A 15261-nucleotide genomic window follows, 5' to 3' on the forward strand; every position below is an offset into this window, starting at 1 on the left:
TCAGCCCTTGGCCACGGCGCGCAGCCGGTCCACCACGTCCGCCCGCAGCTCCGCGGGCTCCAGCACCACCACGTCCGGCCCGAACTCCACCAGCCAGGCGTCCAGGCCGTGCCCGTACGGAATCTCCAACTCGTCCCAGCCGTCGCCGAGTTCCCGCACCGCCGTGGCCCTCGCCCGCAGGGGGTACCCACAGCCGCCGCGCAGCCGGATCAGCGCGCTGCGGTCGGCGGTCTCCCCCGCCCAGCCGGCCACGGTCTCGCGGACGGTGACGACGTCGGGCACGGGCGCGCTGAACGCCGTACCGCGCGAGCGCACCTTGCCGGTGATGCGGGACAGCCGGAAGACGCGCTCGGCACCCCGGTCGCGGTCCCAGCCCGCGAGGTACCAGTGGCCGCGCCAGCACTCCAGGGCCCACGGCTCCACGTGCCGGGGCTCGGGACGGGCGGCGGTGGCCTTGCGGTAGTCGAAGACGACGGGGCGGCGGTCGCGGCAGGCCAGCATCAGCGGCTCGAACGCGGCCTCGTGGACGGGGATGCGCGGCTCCAGGGCACTGTGGGGCTCGTAGGGGTCGACGTCCTCGGGCAGGCCCGCCGCGCGCAGTTTCTGCAGGGCGCCGCTGGCCGCGCCGGCGAGCCTGGCCTGCTGCCACACCTTGGCGGCCAGGCCCAGGGCGGCGGCCTCCTCGGCGTCGAGGGTGATGGCCGGCAGCCGGTTGCTGTCACGGCGGGCGAGATAGCCGATCTCGCCGTCCAGGCTCTCGACGGTCTCGATGACCAGGCCCAGCTCGCGCAGGTCGTCCTTGTCCCGCTCGAACATCCGGTTGAAGGAGTCGTCCGCTCCGGCCCCGCCCCTGCCCGGACCGAACGCCTCGACGTAGGCCTCGATGGAGTCACGCAGCTCGCGCTTGCTGAGCGGCCGCCGCGTCCCGAGCAGACACAGCGCCAGGTTCATCAGCCGCTCTGCCTTGGCAATGGCCATCGACGCCCTTCGCCTCTCCTGTGGTGCTTCCGACGGATGACCGTACCGCTCCGCGGCTCCCGGGCAAAAGCCGAGGGCCCATGCCCGGACAGGCATGGGCCCCAGCCGGTCGAGACCGGTCGTACGACGATCAGACCCCGAGCAGGTCGACCACGAAGATCAGCGTCTCGCCCGGCTTGATCGCCGGGGTCGGGCTCTGGTTGCCGTAGGCGAGGTGGGCCGGGATGGTCAGCTGGCGACGGCCGCCGACCTTCATGCCCTGCACGCCCTGGTCCCAGCCCTTGATGACCCGGCCGCCGCCCAGCGGGAAGCGGAACGGGGTGCCGCGGTTCCAGCTGGCGTCGAACTCCTCACCGGTGCTGAAGGCGACACCGACGTAGTGCACGGAGACGGTCTGGCCCGCCTGCGCCACCTCACCGTCGCCCTCCCAGATGTCCTTGATCTCGAGGTCCGCCGGGGGCTCGCCGCCCGGGAAGTCGATCTCGGGCTTCTCGATGCTCACGTCTTACGCTCCTGCTTGTTCGCGGAAAGGCAACAGCACAGTCTTACATCACGACGGCGTCACATCTTCGCGAGGATGTCCACCGTGAAGACCATCGTGGAGTCCTTCTCGATGCCGCTGCCGGCCGGCGGCTGGTCGCCGTACCCCAGGTCGGGCGGGATGACGATGACGACGCGGCTGCCGGTCTTCTTGCCGGTCAGACCCTGCGCCCAGCCCTTGACGACCTGCTGGAGGGAGAACGAGGTCAGCGCGGACCGCTTGTACGTCGAATCGAACTCCTTGCCGGTGTCCCAGATGACGCCCTTGTACTGCACGAGGACGGTGTCGTCGGCCGCGACGGCCTCCCCGTCGCCCTCGATGACGTAGCCCGACACGAGCTTCTTCGGCGGATCGGTCTCGGGGATCTCGACGGAGGGCGCCTTGCCGTCGGTGTTGGTGCCGACCTTCGGCAGGGCGGCGTCGTCCTGGGGGACGTCCTTGCCCTTGGCCGAGCTCTTGGCGTTGAAGGTGTCCTGGACGTCGAACACGAACACCAGCGTGTCGGTGCCCTTGACGCCCGCCTCCGCGTTGCCCTCCTTGCCGAAGCCCCAGGCGGGCGGGACGGCGAACTCCACCCGGCTGCCGGCCTTCTTGCCGGTCAGGGCATAGCGCCAGCCCTCCATGGTGCTGCCCTGCGCGAGCTGGGTGAGCAGCGGCGCCCCGCGGTCGTAGGAGTTGTCGAGGACCTTGCCGGTGTCCCAGATCTGGCCGAGGTACTGGGCCTGGATGTAGTCGCCCTCCGCGACGGTCCGGCCGCCGCCCGCGATGACCGTCTTCACGGCGAGCTGGTCGGAGGGCTCGCCGCTGCCCTTGGCGACCGTCGGCTTCTCCCCGAACTTCGTGCCCGCGGTGATGGCCGGCAGCGGCCCGTCGACGATCTTGGGAGCGGGCGCGGCGGAGGAGGCCGAGGCGGAGGGCGACGCACTGTTGTCCACCTTGCCCGACGAACCGGACGAGTCGTCGTCCCCGCATCCGGCGAGCGTGACCAGTCCTGCGGGTACGGCGGCGAGAATGAGTGAGCGTCGGCGCACGGTGGGGGCCTCGTAATCGGTTGATCTTGCTGATGGCGTGCGCGCTACCTTACTGACGATTCCGTGCCGATTCAGGTTCCGGCCCGGTTCCGTTTCGGCCGGGGGCTCCGGGGGTTGTCCTCCGGGACGGCACTGACGGCATGAGAAGGGCGCCGTACGGGAAACGTACGGCGCCCGTGTTGCGTTCCGGCCTCACCGGGAAACGCGGTGCCCGGTCACATTCCGGCGATCAGCTTCTCCACCCGGTCGTCCACCGAACGGAACGGGTCCTTGCACAACACCGTGCGTTGCGCCTGGTCGTTGAGCTTGAGGTGGACCCAGTCGACGGTGAAGTCCCGCCGCTGTTCCTGCGCCCGGCGGATGAAGTCGCCGCGCAACCGCGCCCGAGTGGTCTGCGGAGGAACCGACTTGCCCTCGAAGATCTTCAGGTCGTTGCAGATCCGGGCGGCCTGGCCCTTGCGCTCCAGCAGGTAGTAGAGGCCACGACGGCGGTGGATGTCGTGGTAGGCGAGGTCTATCTGCGCCACGCGCGGGTGCGACATGGTCATGTTGTGCTTGGCCCGGTACCGCTCGATGAGCTTGTACTTCATCACCCAGTCGATCTCGGTGCCGATGCGGTCGAGGTCCTCGGCCTCGATCGCGTCCAGCGTGCGGCCCCACAGCTCCAGGACCTGGTCGACGGTGCCGGTACGGATGCCGCGGCGCTCGACGAAGTCCACGGCCTTCTCGTAGTACTCGCGCTGCACCTCGAGGGCGGAGGCCTCACGGCCGCTGGCCAGGCGCACCTTGCGCCGGCCGGTGATGTCGTGGCTGACCTCGCGGATCGCCCGGATCGGGTTCTCCAGGGTGAGGTCGCGCATCACGGTGCCCGCCTCGATCATGCGCAGCACCAGGTCGGTGGCGCCGACCTTCAGCAGCATGGTCGTCTCGGACATGTTCGAGTCGCCCACGATGACGTGCAGGCGACGGTAGCGCTCGGCGTCGGCGTGCGGTTCGTCGCGGGTGTTGATGATGGGCCGGGAACGGGTCGTCGCCGAGGAGACGCCCTCCCAGATGTGCTCGGCCCGCTGGCTCACGCAGTAGACGGCCCCGCGGGGCGTCTGGAGCACCTTGCCCGCCCCGCACAGCAGCTGCCGGGTCACCAGGAAGGGGATGAGGATGTCCGCGAGCCGGGAGAACTCCCCGTGCCGGGCCACCAGGTAGTTCTCGTGGCAACCGTAGGAGTTGCCCGCCGAGTCGGTGTTGTTCTTGAAGAGGTAGACGTCGCCCGCGATTCCTTCCTCGTGCAGGCGTCGTTCCGCGTCCACCAGGAGTCCCTCGAGAATGCGCTCGCCGGCCTTGTCGTGGGTGACCAGTTCGGTCACGTTGTCACATTCGGGTGTCGCGTATTCCGGATGCGATCCCACGTCGAGATAGAGGCGGGCGCCGTTCCGCAGAAAGACATTGCTGCTTCGGCCCCATGACACGACACGCCGGAAGAGGTACCGCGCCACCTCGTCAGGCGACAGGCGGCGCTGTCCCCTGAACGTGCACGTGACGCCGTACTCGTTCTCCAGCCCGAAAATGCGGCGGTCCATGAGTGAACATTACGCCCGATCCCCTGAACTGAAACGGGGTTCGACGGCACGGTTCGGATCATTTTCCGATGAAGCCGCAACCACCCCACTTCCAGCGGGAACCGCAAGTACCCGCCCCGTGGCCAGCAAAACCACCAATGTCACGGCACCCGCCGCGCCCGGTACGGCAAATCCCCACCGGGCGCCACCCGCCTCGACGACCGGGCCCGCCACGGCCGTTCCGAGCGAGTGACCGACCGTGAAAGTGGTCACCAGCCAGGAGAACGCCTCGGTGACGGTGCCACGCGGCGCGTGCCGGTCGACGAGGACGAAGGCGCAGGCGAGCGCGGGCGCGAGGAACACGCCGGCCAACGCGGTGAGCGCCACCATGACGACCGCGCCCGGCATCAGCATGAGCGGCAGGTAACACACCGCCAGGAACGCCACCAGGACCCGCAGTCGCCGCTCCGGCACGCCCACCCACCGCCGCGCCCCGTAGGCCACCCCGCCGACGAGCGCGCCGAGGCCGAGGGCGGCCATCAGCCAGCCGTACACCACGTCACCGCCGTGGTCGTCGGCGTACGGCACGGAAGCCACCGTGATGGAACCCAGCGCGATGCCGACGAACAGGAAGGCACCGAGCAGCGCGAGCAGACCGGGCGAGCGCAGGGCGCCGAGCCAGTGCGCCTCGCGCGGAGCGGAGCGCCACGCGCGCGAGGGCGGCGAGACGACCACGGTCAGCGCCCCGAGCACACCGAGCGCGTTCAGGACCAGCAGGGCGGCCTGCGCCGACCAGAGCGAGGTGCACAGGGTCACCAGCAGCGGCCCGACGGTGAACATCACCTCCTGGGCCACCGCGTCCATGGCGTACGCGGTGTGCACCTGGTCCTCCCGGCGCAGCACCGACGGCCACAACGCCCGCAGACCGCCCTCCAGGGGCGGGGTGAACAGCCCGGCGGCCGCCACGAGGACGTGGGCGAGCGGGAGCGGGGCGATGCCGGTGAAGGCGAAGGCGCCCATGGCGAGGGCCGCGGCGAACGCGGCGGGCAACTGCACACGCGGCTGGCCGTACAGGTCGACCAGGCGGCCGAGCAGCGGCTGACCGACGGCGTTGGCGACGCCGTACACGGCCGCCAGGGCACCCGCGAGGGTGTAGCTGCCGCCCTCGGCGCGCACGAACAGCACGATCGCGATGGCACCCGTGGCGTTGGGCAGCCGCCCCACCAGGGTGCCGGCGAGGAGCCGGGCCGCGTGCCGCGCCCTGAGGATCTCCAGGTATCCCGCGGCCATGTCCCGCCTCCGTCGACTCCCCCGAGGCGGTCGGCCCCGCCAAGGTTTTACGTATAACGCGCTTCGGTCATACGTACCATGTGCGCTGTTCACACGTCCAGACGAAAGAGCAGGCCCACGGTGGCACGAGCCAGCACGCGCCCGACGAGCCGTGACGTCGCCCGCGCCGCCGGGGTGTCCCAGGCCGCCGTCTCCCTGGTACTCGGCGACAAGTGGCGCGGCCGCGTCTCCGAGCCCACCGCGGAACGGGTACGCCAGGCCGCCCGCGACCTCGGCTACCGCCCCAACCTGGCCGCCCGCAACCTGCGCCTGGGCCGCACCCGCACGGTCCTGCTCGTCGTCCCGGAACTGACCACCGAGTTCTTCGCCGGCGTCTACACCGGCGCGGCCCGGCTCGCCACCACCCACGGCTTCGGCGTGGTGCTCTACCCCTCCCCCGAGGGCATCGGCCCCGCCCCCGACCCCTTCGCCTCCGCCCCCGCCGCACTGGACGGCGTCCTGGCCTCCTCCATGGCCGCCGACGCCCTCACCGCCATCCGCGGCGACCAACTGCCCCTCGTCATGCTCGACAGCGACCCAGACGGCAGCCTCGGGTCCGCCACCGTCAACCTCGACATCGCCGACGGCGCCCGCCAGGTCGCCGAACACCTGCTGGACCTCGGCCACCGGCACTTCCTGCACCTGGCGTCCGACGTGCCCTCCTGGACCTTCGAAGTACGCGCGCGCGAACTGGCCGCACGCCTGCACGCCGTCCCCGGCACCACCCTGCGGACCGCCCCCACCCCGATGACCATCGACGGCGCCCGCACCGCCACGGAAGCCGCCCTGGACACCCCCGGCCCCCGCCCCACCGCCGTCGTCTGCGACGACGACAAACTCGCCGCCGGCGTCTACAAAGCCGCACGGCGGCGCGGACTGCGGGTACCCGACGACATCTCCGTCACCGGCGTCGACGACATCGCGCTCGCCGCCGCACTCGACCCGGAACTGACGACCGTACGCCTGGACGCCGAACTCTTCGGAGAGCACGGCATGCGGGCCCTGCTGGCGGTCCTGGACGGCCGGACACCCGAGACCGGACAGATCCCGGTCCACCTGGTCGTCCGGGGCTCCACGGCCCCACCCAGGGCCTGAGAGGCACCCCCGGGGAAAACGCCCGTGCCCCGACCGGAGAACCGGCCGGGGCACATCGGAGACAGGCCGGACTACTTCTCGTCCGGCTCCTCGGCGCTCTCCGCCTCCGTCGACGCCCCGCCGGCCTCCAGCAGCCGCCCCAGCTGCCGGCCGACGATCCGCTTGAACTTGCGCGACTGCGGACGCGTACGGTCCAGCACCGCGACCTCCAGACGCTCGGCGGGAATCTCCCGCTGCGTACCACTGGTGTCCCGGGACAGAGCCTGCACGGCGAGCTTCAGCGCCTCGGCCAGGCTCATGCCGTCCCGGTGGCGCTGATCCAGATAGCTGCCGATCTGCTCGGCATTGCCCCCGACCGCGACCGAACCGTGCTCGTCCACGATCGACCCGTCGTGCGGCAGCCGGTAGATCTGATCGCCGTCCGGCGTCTCACCGACCTCCGCCACCACCAGCTCCACCTCGTACGGCTTCTCACCGGCCGAGGAGAAGATCGTGCCCAGCGTCTGCGCGTAGACGTTGGCCAGACCCCGGGCGGTCACGTCGTCCCGGTCGTAGGTGTAACCGCGCAGGTCCGCATAGCGCACCCCGCCGATCCGGAGGTTCTCGTACTCGTTGTACTTGCCGGCGGCGGCGAAACCGATCCGGTCGTAGATCTCGCTGAACTTGTGCAGCGCACGGGACGGGTTCTCACCGACGAACACGATGCCGTCGGCGTACTGGAGCACCACCAGGCTCCGACCACGGGCGATGCCCTTGCGCGCGTACTCCGCGCGGTCCGCCATCGCCTGCTGGGGTGAGACATAGAACGGCGTCGACACCGGTTATCCGTCCCTTTCTGTGGAAGTCACTCGATCACCTTGCCAGGAACCCGGCCCGCTACAGCAGCGCGGCCCGAGGACCGTCCGGCTCTTCGAGACGACGGGCCAGCACCGAACGGGCGATCCCGGAGGACTCGTCGTCGGTGAGCCGGCGGAAACCGTCCTCGGTGATCACGGTGACGATGGGGTAGATCCGGCGGGCGACATCGGGACCACCGGTCGCCGAGTCGTCGTCTGCCGCGTCGTAGAGCGCCTGGACCACGAGCGTCGTGGCGTCCTCCTCGCTCAGGTCCTGGCGGTACAGCTTCTTCATGGCACCGCGCGCGAACACCGAACCCGAACCGGTCGCCGCGAAGTGGTGCTCCTCGGAACGGCCGCCGGTGACGTCGTAGGAGAAGATCCGGCCCCTGCCGCGGTCCACGTCGAACCCGGCGAAGAGCGGCACCACGGCCAGGCCCTGCATGGCCATGCCCAGGTTGGAGCGGATCATCGTCGACAAGCGGTTCGCCTTGCCCTCCAGCGACAGCTGGGCGCCCTCGACCTTCTCGAAGTGCTCCAGCTCCAGCTGGAAGAGCTTGACCATCTCCACGGCCAGACCCGCGGTGCCCGCGATACCGACGGCCGAGTACTCGTCCGCCGGGAACACCTTCTCGATGTCGCGCTGCGCGATGACGTTGCCCATGGTCGCGCGACGGTCACCGGCGAGCACCACACCACCGGGGAAGGTCACGGCCACGATCGTCGTGCCGTGCGGCGCCTCGATCACACCCTGCATCGCGGGCAGCTGCCGGTTGCCGGGCAGCAGCTCCGGCTGGTGCTCGGAGAGGAAGTCCATGAAGGACGAGGACCCAGGCGTCAGGAAGGCAGCTGGTAGACGCCCGGTGCTACGAGTGTTGGCTTCCACGCGATTCCTTCCACGTAAGCAGCAGCCCGCCTTATGGCATCGGGCCGATCCTTGAACTGCCCCAGTGCGGCATTGCAGCTGAAGCACAGTACGCCTCGGACCCTACCCGTCTTGTGGCAGTGATCCACATGCTCGGCCGGGGCGGCAAGACATATACAGCAGACGCCGTGCTGATCCGCGACGAGTGCGTCCAACTCCGTCGGCGTCAGGCCGTACTTGCGCTTGAAGTAGCTGATCCGGTTCCGCTCCGCTCGGCAAGCACGGCAGTAACTCGCCCACCCGTCCGACGACGCCTTGTTGCGCTCCCATTCGGAGTGCGGCTTCACGTCCTCGCACTGCGGACACCGCTTGTGTCCCGGTGGGACAGGAACCTTCTCTCGAACTTTCTTCCCTTTGGCCTCCTGGCGCTGCCGGCAGTACTCAGCGGAGCACTCCCGGCAGTACGCCTGGAGACCGTCGGGCATGGACTTGTTGCTTGCAAACGCCGCTCCAGGCAAGTGTTGCTTGCACCGTGAGCACCGCCTGAGCGTCGACTCTTCGATCACCTCAAAGCCCCCGGGTTTCACCTTTGAATCAAAGGTGAAACTACTCTCCACCCTTCTGGACGAAGGACCTCACGAAATCCTCTGCGTTCTCCTCGAGTACATCGTCAATCTCGTCAAGAACCGAGTCCACGTCGTCGCTCAGCTTCTCCTGACGTTCCTTGAGGTCGTCCGAGGCCTGCGTCTCCGCCGCCTGCTCCTCGGTCTCCTCGGTGGAGCGCGTCGCCTTCTGCTGGCCGCCGCCGGTGTCCTTGGTCGCCATAACCCTCACCCCGCTCAGTTCGCCCGACATGGTCGACAGGTCGGCATTCCTGCCGATCGGTGATGATCAGACCCTACAAGCCGGGTCCGACATCGGCCCCGCAGTTGCGACAACGTGCGGGTGCCACCTCGATGATTCCCGGGCGCGGGGGTTTCCACCCCGCGCGCCCGGGTCCGGCCGAGTGCCCGTTCAGTTCCCGGACAAGACCTTGACCAGGTCTTCTGCCGTGCGGCAACGGTCCAGGAGCGCCTTGACGTGATTTCGCGTTCCGCGAAGCGGTTCCAGGGTTGGAACCCGCTGGAGGCTGTCGCGGCCCGGTAGGTCGAAGATGACCGAGTCCCAGGAGGCCGCCGCCACGTCGTCGGCGTACTGCTCCAGGCAGCGGCCGCGGAAGTACGCGCGGGTGTCCTCCGGGGGCTTGCCCACGGCCCGCTCGACCTCCGTCTCGTCCAGGAGCCGCTTCACGCGCCCGCGGGCCGCCAGGCGGTTGTAGAGGCCCTTCTCGGCGCGTACGTCGGCGTACTGGAGGTCGACCAGGTGGAGGCGGGCGGCGTCCCAGTCGAGGCCGTCGCGGCGCCGGTAGCCCTCCATCAGTTCGCGCTTGGCCACCCAGTCCAGTTCGCCGGCCAGGCTCATGGGGTCGTTCTCCAGGCGCGTGAGGGTGTCCTCCCAGCGTGCCAGGACGTCCTTGGTCTGGTCGTCGGCGTCCGCCCCGTAGCGCTCCTCCACGTACTTGCGCGACAGTTCGAAGTACTCCATCTGCAGTTGGACCGCGGTGAGTGTGCGGCCGCTGCGCAGTGTGACCAGGCGCTTGAGGGTGGGGTCGTGGGAGACCTGGTGGAGGGTGCGGACGGGCTGGTCCACCGCCAGGTCGACGGCGATGAAGCCGTCCTCGATCATCGACAGGACCAGGGCGGTGGTGCCGAGCTTGAGGTAGGTGGAGATCTCCGAGAGGTTGGCGTCGCCGATGATCACGTGGAGGCGGCGGTACTTCTCGGCGTCGGCGTGCGGCTCGTCGCGGGTGTTGATGATCGGGCGCTTGAGTGTGGTCTCGAGGCCGACCTCGACCTCGAAGTAGTCCGCGCGCTGGCTGAGCTGGAAGCCGTGTTCGTGTCCGTCCTGGCCGATGCCCACCCGGCCGGCCCCGGCGAAGACCTGGCGGGAGACGAAGAAGGGCGTGAGGTGGCGCACGATGTCCGAGAAGGCGGTCTCCCGTTTCATCAGGTAGTTCTCGTGCGTGCCGTAGGAGGCGCCCTTGTTGTCGGTGTTGTTCTTGTAGAGGTGGATCGGCTGGGCGCCCGGCAGTGCCGCGGCCCGTTCGGCCGCCTCGGCCATGATCCGTTCGCCCGCCTTGTCCCACAGGACGGCGTCGCGCGGGTTGGTGACCTCGGGCGAGCTGTACTCGGGGTGGGCGTGGTCGACGTAGAGGCGGGCGCCGTTGGTGAGGATCACGTTGGCGAGGCCGATGTCCTCGTCGGTGAGCTGGGTGGAGTCGGCGGCCTCGCGGGCGAGGTCGAAGCCTCGGGCGTCCCGCAGGGGGTTCTCCTCCTCGAAGTCCCAGCGGGCCCGGCGGGCCCGGTGCATCGCCGCCGCGTAGGCGTTGACGATCTGGGACGAGGTGAGCATGGCATTGGCGTTCGGGTGACCGGGGACGGAGATCCCGTATTCCGTCTCGATGCCCATTACTCGCCGTACGGTCATGCGGCCCTCCTTGCCCGGCGGCGCCCTCGGTCGTGGGCGGCGCTCAAGTACCGCGGGTGCTCCGGTGCGTGTGCGGTGCCCGTCCCCGCACTGCGCCCGGCGGTACGGATGAGCCTAGAACGCCTCTGCGCTGGTGGGGAGATCATTTGCGTCATTGCCTGCTCCAGCCGTGGCCCGAAAAGCAGTCGGCTGCGGGTACCCGGAAAGGGGACCCGCAGCCGCCCTGGTTCTACAGGTACTGTCCGGTGTTCGCCACCGTGTCGATGGAGCGTCCGGTGTCGGAGCCTTGCTTTCCGGTGATCAGGGTGCGGATGTAGACGATCCGCTCGCCCTTCTTTCCGGAGATGCGGGCCCAGTCGTCGGGGTTGGTGGTGTTGGGGAGGTCCTCGTTCTCCTTGAACTCGTCCACGCATGCCTGGAGGAGGTGGGAGACGCGGAGGCCCTTCTGGTTCTTCTCGAGGAAGTCCTTGATGGCCATTTTCTTGGCCCGGCCCACGATGTTCTCGATCATGGCGCCGGAGTTGAAGTCCTTGAAGTAGAGGACTTCCTTGTCGCCGTTGGCGTAGGTGACTTCCAGGAAGCGGTTTTCCTCGGATTCGGCGTACATGTGTTCCACTGCCGTCTGGATCATGCTTTCGACGGTGGTGGTGCGGTCGCCGGCGTGCTCGCCGAGGTCGTCCGAGTGGAGCGGGAGACGTTCGGTGAGGTACTTGCCGAAGATGTCCTTGGCCGCTTCGGCGTCCGGACGTTCGATCTTGATCTTCACGTCGAGCCGGCCGGGGCGCAGGATGGCCGGGTCGATCATGTCCTCGCGGTTGGAGGCACCGATCACGACCACGTTCTGGAGGCCTTCCACGCCGTCGATCTCGGCGAGCAGCTGCGGGACGATGGTGTTCTCCACGTCCGAGCTGACACCGGAGCCGCGGGTGCGGAAGAGGGACTCCATCTCGTCGAAGAAGACGATGACGGGGGTGCCCTCGCTGGCCTTCTCACGAGCGCGCTGGAAGACCAGGCGGATCTGCCGCTCGGTCTCGCCGACGTACTTGTTGAGCAGCTCGGGGCCCTTGATGTTGAGGAAGAAGCTCTTGCCGGCGGCCTGGCCGGTGACCTCGGCGACCTTTTTGGCCAGCGAGTTGGCGACGGCTTTGGCGATGAGCGTCTTGCCGCATCCGGGGGGGCCGTAGAGCAGTACACCCTTGGGCGGCCGCAGCTCGTGCTCCCGGAACAGGTCCGGGTAGAGGTAGGGCAGCTCGACCGCGTCGCGGATGGCCTCGATCTGGCCGCCGAGACCGCCGATCTGCTCGTACCCGATGTCGGGGACCTCTTCGAGGACGAGTTCTTCGACCTCGCTCTTGGGGACGACCTCGTAGACGTACCCGGAGCGGGGTTCGAGGAGCAGGGCGTCGCCGGGCCGGATGACGACGTCCAGCAGGGGCTCGGCGAGCCTGACCACCCGCTCTTCGTCGGTGTGTCCGACGACCAGGGCGCGCTGGCCGTCCTCGAGGATCTCCTTGAGGGTGACGATGTCGCCGACGCTCTCGTACTCCATGGCCTCGACCACGTTGAGGGCTTCGTTGAGCATCAGTTCCTGGCCGCGCCGGAGCTCCTCGAGCTCGACGCTGGGGCTGACGTTCACCCGGAGTTTGCGGCCCCCGGTGAAGATGTCGGCGGTGCCGTCCTCGTTCGCCTGCAGGAAGACACCGAAGCCGGCCGGCGGCTGTGCGAGCCGGTCGACTTCTTCCTTGAGGGCCACGATCTGGTCGCGGGCCTCACGGAGTGTGTTGGCCAGTCGCTCGTTCTGGGCGGACACGCCGGCCAGGTTGGTCTGCAGCTCGACGATCCGCTCTTCGAGAATCCTCGTGTGTCGCGGAGAGTCGGCGAGCTTGCGTCGCAGGACGGCGATCTCCTGCTCAAGGTAGGCAATCTGCCCGGCGGGGTCGTCGGACCCTCGTCCCGGGCGGATGCCGCGGTTCATGTCGTCGTCGTGGGCTGCCACGGTCCTCACCTCCTCCAAGGGGAGCTGGACGCTTCCAGACCCTACCTGGGTGGGTGTCGATTGAAACCCCTAGATCACAAAGACTGTCGGGGTGTGTCCGATCTTCACCCTTGCGCTCTCCCTCACGCCAGGGGAATACCCACCGAACATGATTGGAAAGCTGCCGGAGGTAGGGTCGAAGTGTTCAACACCCGTCAGAGCCTGCATCGTTCCCGTACGGCTCGGCAAACGATCGGCAGGAGTCATGGGCGTACAGCAGGAAGCCGGTGTCGGTGGCGAGGCGCTGGAGGTCTGGATCGACCAGGATCTCTGTACCGGTGACGGCATCTGCGCGCAGTACGCGCCGGAGGTGTTCGAGCTGGACATCGACGGTCTGGCGTACGTCAAGAGTCCTGATGACGAGCTTCTGCAGGACAGGGGCGCCACGGCGCCGGTTCCGCTGCCGCTGTTGACGGACGTGGTGGACTCGGCACGGGAGTGTCCGGGCGACTGCATCCATGTGCGGAGGGTTTCGGACCGGGTCGAGGTCTACGGGCCGGACGCCGGGTGAGCGGGTGGGCACCGGCGGTGACGGCTGTCCGGTTTCCCGCGGCGCCGATGGCCCGGTTCAGACGCTGTGGGTGGCGGCGGGGGTGGAGCGGACGAACGCGTGGTCCTGCCACCGCCACTTGGCGCTCTCCTTGACGTCCGGGCAGCAACTGGGCACGTCGGCCGAGGAATAGCCGAGGTAGTCGGCGAGGACGGCGCCGTCGCCGACCGACAGGGCGGTGACGGTACGGCGTTCCTTGGGGGCGACGAGTGTGGCGACGACCCGGGGGGTCGTCGCGCCGGCGGCCCGGGTGAGGACGTAGACGCCGTCGGGCGGGGTGCCCATGGGGGCGTCGCAGTGGACCACGGCGACCGTTTCCGGCCTGCCGTCGCCGTCCAGGTCCCCGGAGGCCTTTTTCATCACCAGTTCCTTCACCGGGCCGCACTCCAGGGGGAAGTCGACGCCCGTGGTGGCGGGGGCGGCCGCGGTGACGGGCGCGGGGGCGGCGTGGGGGCCGCTCGCCTGGGCGGCGGTCGCGGGGCCGGGCTGGAGCACCGAGGACAGGGCCACGACGCCGGCGACGGCGGTGGCCGTCGCGACCCAGTGGATCGGCCGGGTGTGAGTGTGTGCCAGTTCCGGGACGGCGGATTGCTGCACGAGGAGCGTCTCCTGTGAGGGCTGTGCCGGCGGGGGTGGCTGCATCGTGCCACAGGTCACAGCGCGGGGAACAGGGGGGTCGGGGATCCCGGGCGGTGCGCCCCGCGGCCGGCGCCAAACCGACGGCACCGTGGCCCAGTTCCGCAGGTTCACGGTAACTGGGCCACGGCGTCGGTTCGTTGGTGCGGCGTTCGGCCGCTGCGGCGGTGGCTAGTGCTGTGACCGGAAAGGTTCACCGGCTCGCGACGTCCGGCACGACACCTCGCCGCGTTGTCGCATCACCCGAGTACATCCAGTACGCGGGCAATGCTCCGCCTTGCGATGCACCGCACCGGACGCCGCGAGCTTTCCGGCAAACCTTTCCGGCCACAGCACTAGCGGGTGCCGCCGTCGGCGTTGGGGCCGGTGTAGTCCTCGCCGTAGGCGCCCTTGGCGGGACGGCGGCGGCGCATCGGCGGCTCGACGCCGTCGGCCAGGCGGCGGGCGGTGAGGAGGAAGCCGGTGTGGCCGATCATGCGGTGGTCCGGGCGGACGGCCAGGCCCTCGACGTGCCAGTTGCGGATCATCGTCTCCCAGGAGGTCGGCTCGTTGAAGGAGCCGATCTCGCGGATGGACTCGACGGTCCGGGCGAGCTGGGTGGTGGTCGCGACGTAGCAGCACAGGATGCCGCCGGGGACGAGTGCCTTGGAGACGGCCTCCAGGCACTCCCAGGGGGCGAGCATGTCGAGGATGACGCGGTCCACGTCGGTGTCGCTCAGGTTGTCCTGGAGGTCTCCGACGGTGAGCTGCCAGGCGGGATGCGGGCCGCCGAAGTAGCGCTCCACGTTCTGCCGGGCGATCTCCGCGAAGTCCTCGCGGCGCTCGTAGCTGTGCAGCATGCCCTGGTCGCCGATGGCGCGCAGCAGGAAGCTGCTGAGCGAGCCGGAGCCGACGCCGGCCTCCACGACGCGCGCGCCGGGGAAGATGTCGGCGAAGGCGAGGATCTGCCCCGCGTCCTTGGGGTAGACCACGGCGGCGCCGCGGGGCATGGACAGGACGTAGTCGGGGAGCAGGGGGCGCAGCGCGAGGTAGGCGACGTTCCCGGTGGTGCGGACGACGCTGCCCTCGGGAGCACCGATCAGTTCGTCGTGCGGGAAGGAACCCTTGTGGGTGTGGAAATTCTTCCCGGCCTCGAGCGTGAACGTGTAGTGGCGGCCCTTGGGGTCGGTCAGCTGTACCTGGTCCCCGACCTTGAAGGGCCCGCGCCTGCGGGCGGCACCGGTCGGTTCGGACATGTGAACAGCCTACCGGGATCTGCGGGGGTCGCCGACCACCGGGGTCGC

General features: G+C 69.2%; 15 protein-coding genes. 2 read left to right on the forward strand and 13 right to left on the reverse strand.

Annotation, left to right across the window (positions count from 1 at the left end; all coding sequences use genetic code 11):
* From ACIP5W_RS14985 to ACIP5W_RS15005, 5 genes are all read right to left on the reverse strand, one after another.
* On the reverse strand, positions 1-978 hold the full coding sequence (locus tag ACIP5W_RS14985; RefSeq protein WP_401472212.1) for a helix-turn-helix transcriptional regulator: 978 nt from the start codon (positions 976-978) through the stop codon (positions 1-3).
* A gap of 130 nt (positions 979-1108) precedes the next feature.
* On the reverse strand, positions 1109-1480 hold the full coding sequence (locus ACIP5W_RS14990; protein ID WP_073495330.1) for an FKBP-type peptidyl-prolyl cis-trans isomerase: 372 nt from the start codon (positions 1478-1480) through the stop codon (positions 1109-1111).
* 59 nt (positions 1481-1539) lie between these two features.
* Positions 1540-2550, reverse strand: a complete 1011-nt coding sequence (locus tag ACIP5W_RS14995) for an FKBP-type peptidyl-prolyl cis-trans isomerase (RefSeq protein ID WP_401472216.1) — start codon at positions 2548-2550, stop codon at positions 1540-1542.
* A gap of 215 nt (positions 2551-2765) precedes the next feature.
* Entirely contained in the window at positions 2766-4127 is a 1362-nt protein-coding gene (gene pafA, locus ACIP5W_RS15000) for a Pup--protein ligase (RefSeq protein ID WP_020117715.1), read from the reverse strand.
* Between the two features lie 9 nt (positions 4128-4136).
* The gene (locus ACIP5W_RS15005; RefSeq protein WP_401472220.1) at positions 4137-5396 is read right to left on the reverse strand and encodes an MFS transporter; all 1260 of its coding nucleotides are present in this window, start codon (positions 5394-5396) and stop codon (positions 4137-4139) included.
* A gap of 120 nt (positions 5397-5516) precedes the next feature.
* On the opposite strand from ACIP5W_RS15005, the gene ACIP5W_RS15010 reads away from it, so the two are divergent.
* Positions 5517-6530: a LacI family DNA-binding transcriptional regulator gene (locus ACIP5W_RS15010; protein WP_401472223.1), complete on the forward strand. Its 1014-nt coding sequence runs from the start codon at positions 5517-5519 to the stop codon at positions 6528-6530.
* Between the two features lie 71 nt (positions 6531-6601).
* Here the strand turns inward: ACIP5W_RS15010 and prcA are convergent, their stop codons facing one another.
* The 6 genes from prcA to arc all read right to left on the reverse strand — a co-directional run bounded on the left by prcA (position 6602) and on the right by arc (position 12753).
* Positions 6602-7348 (reverse strand): proteasome subunit alpha, encoded by a 747-nt coding sequence (prcA, locus tag ACIP5W_RS15015; protein ID WP_401472226.1) that lies wholly within the window; start codon positions 7346-7348, stop codon positions 6602-6604.
* 58 nt (positions 7349-7406) lie between these two features.
* Entirely contained in the window at positions 7407-8252 is an 846-nt protein-coding gene (gene prcB / locus ACIP5W_RS15020) for a proteasome subunit beta (protein WP_401472229.1), read from the reverse strand.
* Positions 8204-8716 (reverse strand): endonuclease VII domain-containing protein, encoded by a 513-nt coding sequence (locus tag ACIP5W_RS15025; protein WP_401472232.1) that lies wholly within the window; start codon positions 8714-8716, stop codon positions 8204-8206. The genes prcB and ACIP5W_RS15025 overlap by 49 nt, the downstream gene beginning before the upstream one ends.
* A 121-nt stretch (positions 8717-8837) precedes the next feature.
* Entirely contained in the window at positions 8838-9056 is a 219-nt protein-coding gene (locus ACIP5W_RS15030; protein ID WP_363089217.1) for a ubiquitin-like protein Pup, read from the reverse strand.
* 189 nt (positions 9057-9245) lie between these two features.
* Positions 9246-10757, reverse strand: coding sequence for a depupylase/deamidase Dop (dop, locus tag ACIP5W_RS15035; RefSeq protein WP_401472237.1), 1512 nt, complete (start codon positions 10755-10757; stop codon positions 9246-9248).
* Positions 10758-10986: 229 nt separating this feature from the next.
* Entirely contained in the window at positions 10987-12753 is a 1767-nt protein-coding gene (gene arc, locus ACIP5W_RS15040) for a proteasome ATPase (protein WP_401472240.1), read from the reverse strand.
* Between the two features lie 244 nt (positions 12754-12997).
* On the opposite strand from arc, the gene ACIP5W_RS15045 reads away from it, so the two are divergent.
* Positions 12998-13303 (forward strand): ferredoxin, encoded by a 306-nt coding sequence (locus ACIP5W_RS15045; protein ID WP_401472243.1) that lies wholly within the window; start codon positions 12998-13000, stop codon positions 13301-13303.
* A gap of 57 nt (positions 13304-13360) precedes the next feature.
* On the opposite strand, the gene ACIP5W_RS15050 is transcribed toward ACIP5W_RS15045, so the two are convergent.
* On the reverse strand, positions 13361-13939 hold the full coding sequence (locus ACIP5W_RS15050; RefSeq protein ID WP_401472246.1) for a hypothetical protein: 579 nt from the start codon (positions 13937-13939) through the stop codon (positions 13361-13363).
* A gap of 374 nt (positions 13940-14313) precedes the next feature.
* Positions 14314-15213 (reverse strand): tRNA (adenine-N1)-methyltransferase, encoded by a 900-nt coding sequence (locus ACIP5W_RS15055; protein ID WP_363089222.1) that lies wholly within the window; start codon positions 15211-15213, stop codon positions 14314-14316.
* Positions 15214-15261: the final 48 nt, after the last annotated feature.

Origin of the sequence: Streptomyces sp. NPDC088766, from assembly GCF_044750845.1 — a bacterium.
In the GTDB taxonomy this organism is placed as follows: Bacteria; Actinomycetota; Actinomycetes; order Streptomycetales; family Streptomycetaceae; genus Streptomyces.

Excerpts from the sequence above, each read along its gene's own strand:
- ACIP5W_RS14985 (WP_401472212.1), bottom strand. The coding sequence starts at position 978 with ATGGCCATTGCCAAGGCAGAGCGGCTGATGAACCTGGCGCTGTGTCTG.
- pafA (WP_020117715.1), bottom strand. The coding sequence starts at position 4,127 with ATGGACCGCCGCATTTTCGGGCTGGAGAACGAGTACGGCGTCACGTGC.
- ACIP5W_RS15005 (WP_401472220.1), bottom strand. The coding sequence starts at position 5,396 with ATGGCCGCGGGATACCTGGAGATCCTCAGGGCGCGGCACGCGGCCCGG.
- ACIP5W_RS15025 (WP_401472232.1), bottom strand. The coding sequence starts at position 8,716 with ATGCCCGACGGTCTCCAGGCGTACTGCCGGGAGTGCTCCGCTGAGTAC.
- ACIP5W_RS15030 (WP_363089217.1), bottom strand. The coding sequence starts at position 9,056 with ATGGCGACCAAGGACACCGGCGGCGGCCAGCAGAAGGCGACGCGCTCC.
- dop (WP_401472237.1), bottom strand. The coding sequence starts at position 10,757 with ATGACCGTACGGCGAGTAATGGGCATCGAGACGGAATACGGGATCTCC.
- ACIP5W_RS15045 (WP_401472243.1), top strand. The coding sequence starts at position 12,998 with ATGGGCGTACAGCAGGAAGCCGGTGTCGGTGGCGAGGCGCTGGAGGTC.
- ACIP5W_RS15055 (WP_363089222.1), bottom strand. The coding sequence starts at position 15,213 with ATGTCCGAACCGACCGGTGCCGCCCGCAGGCGCGGGCCCTTCAAGGTC.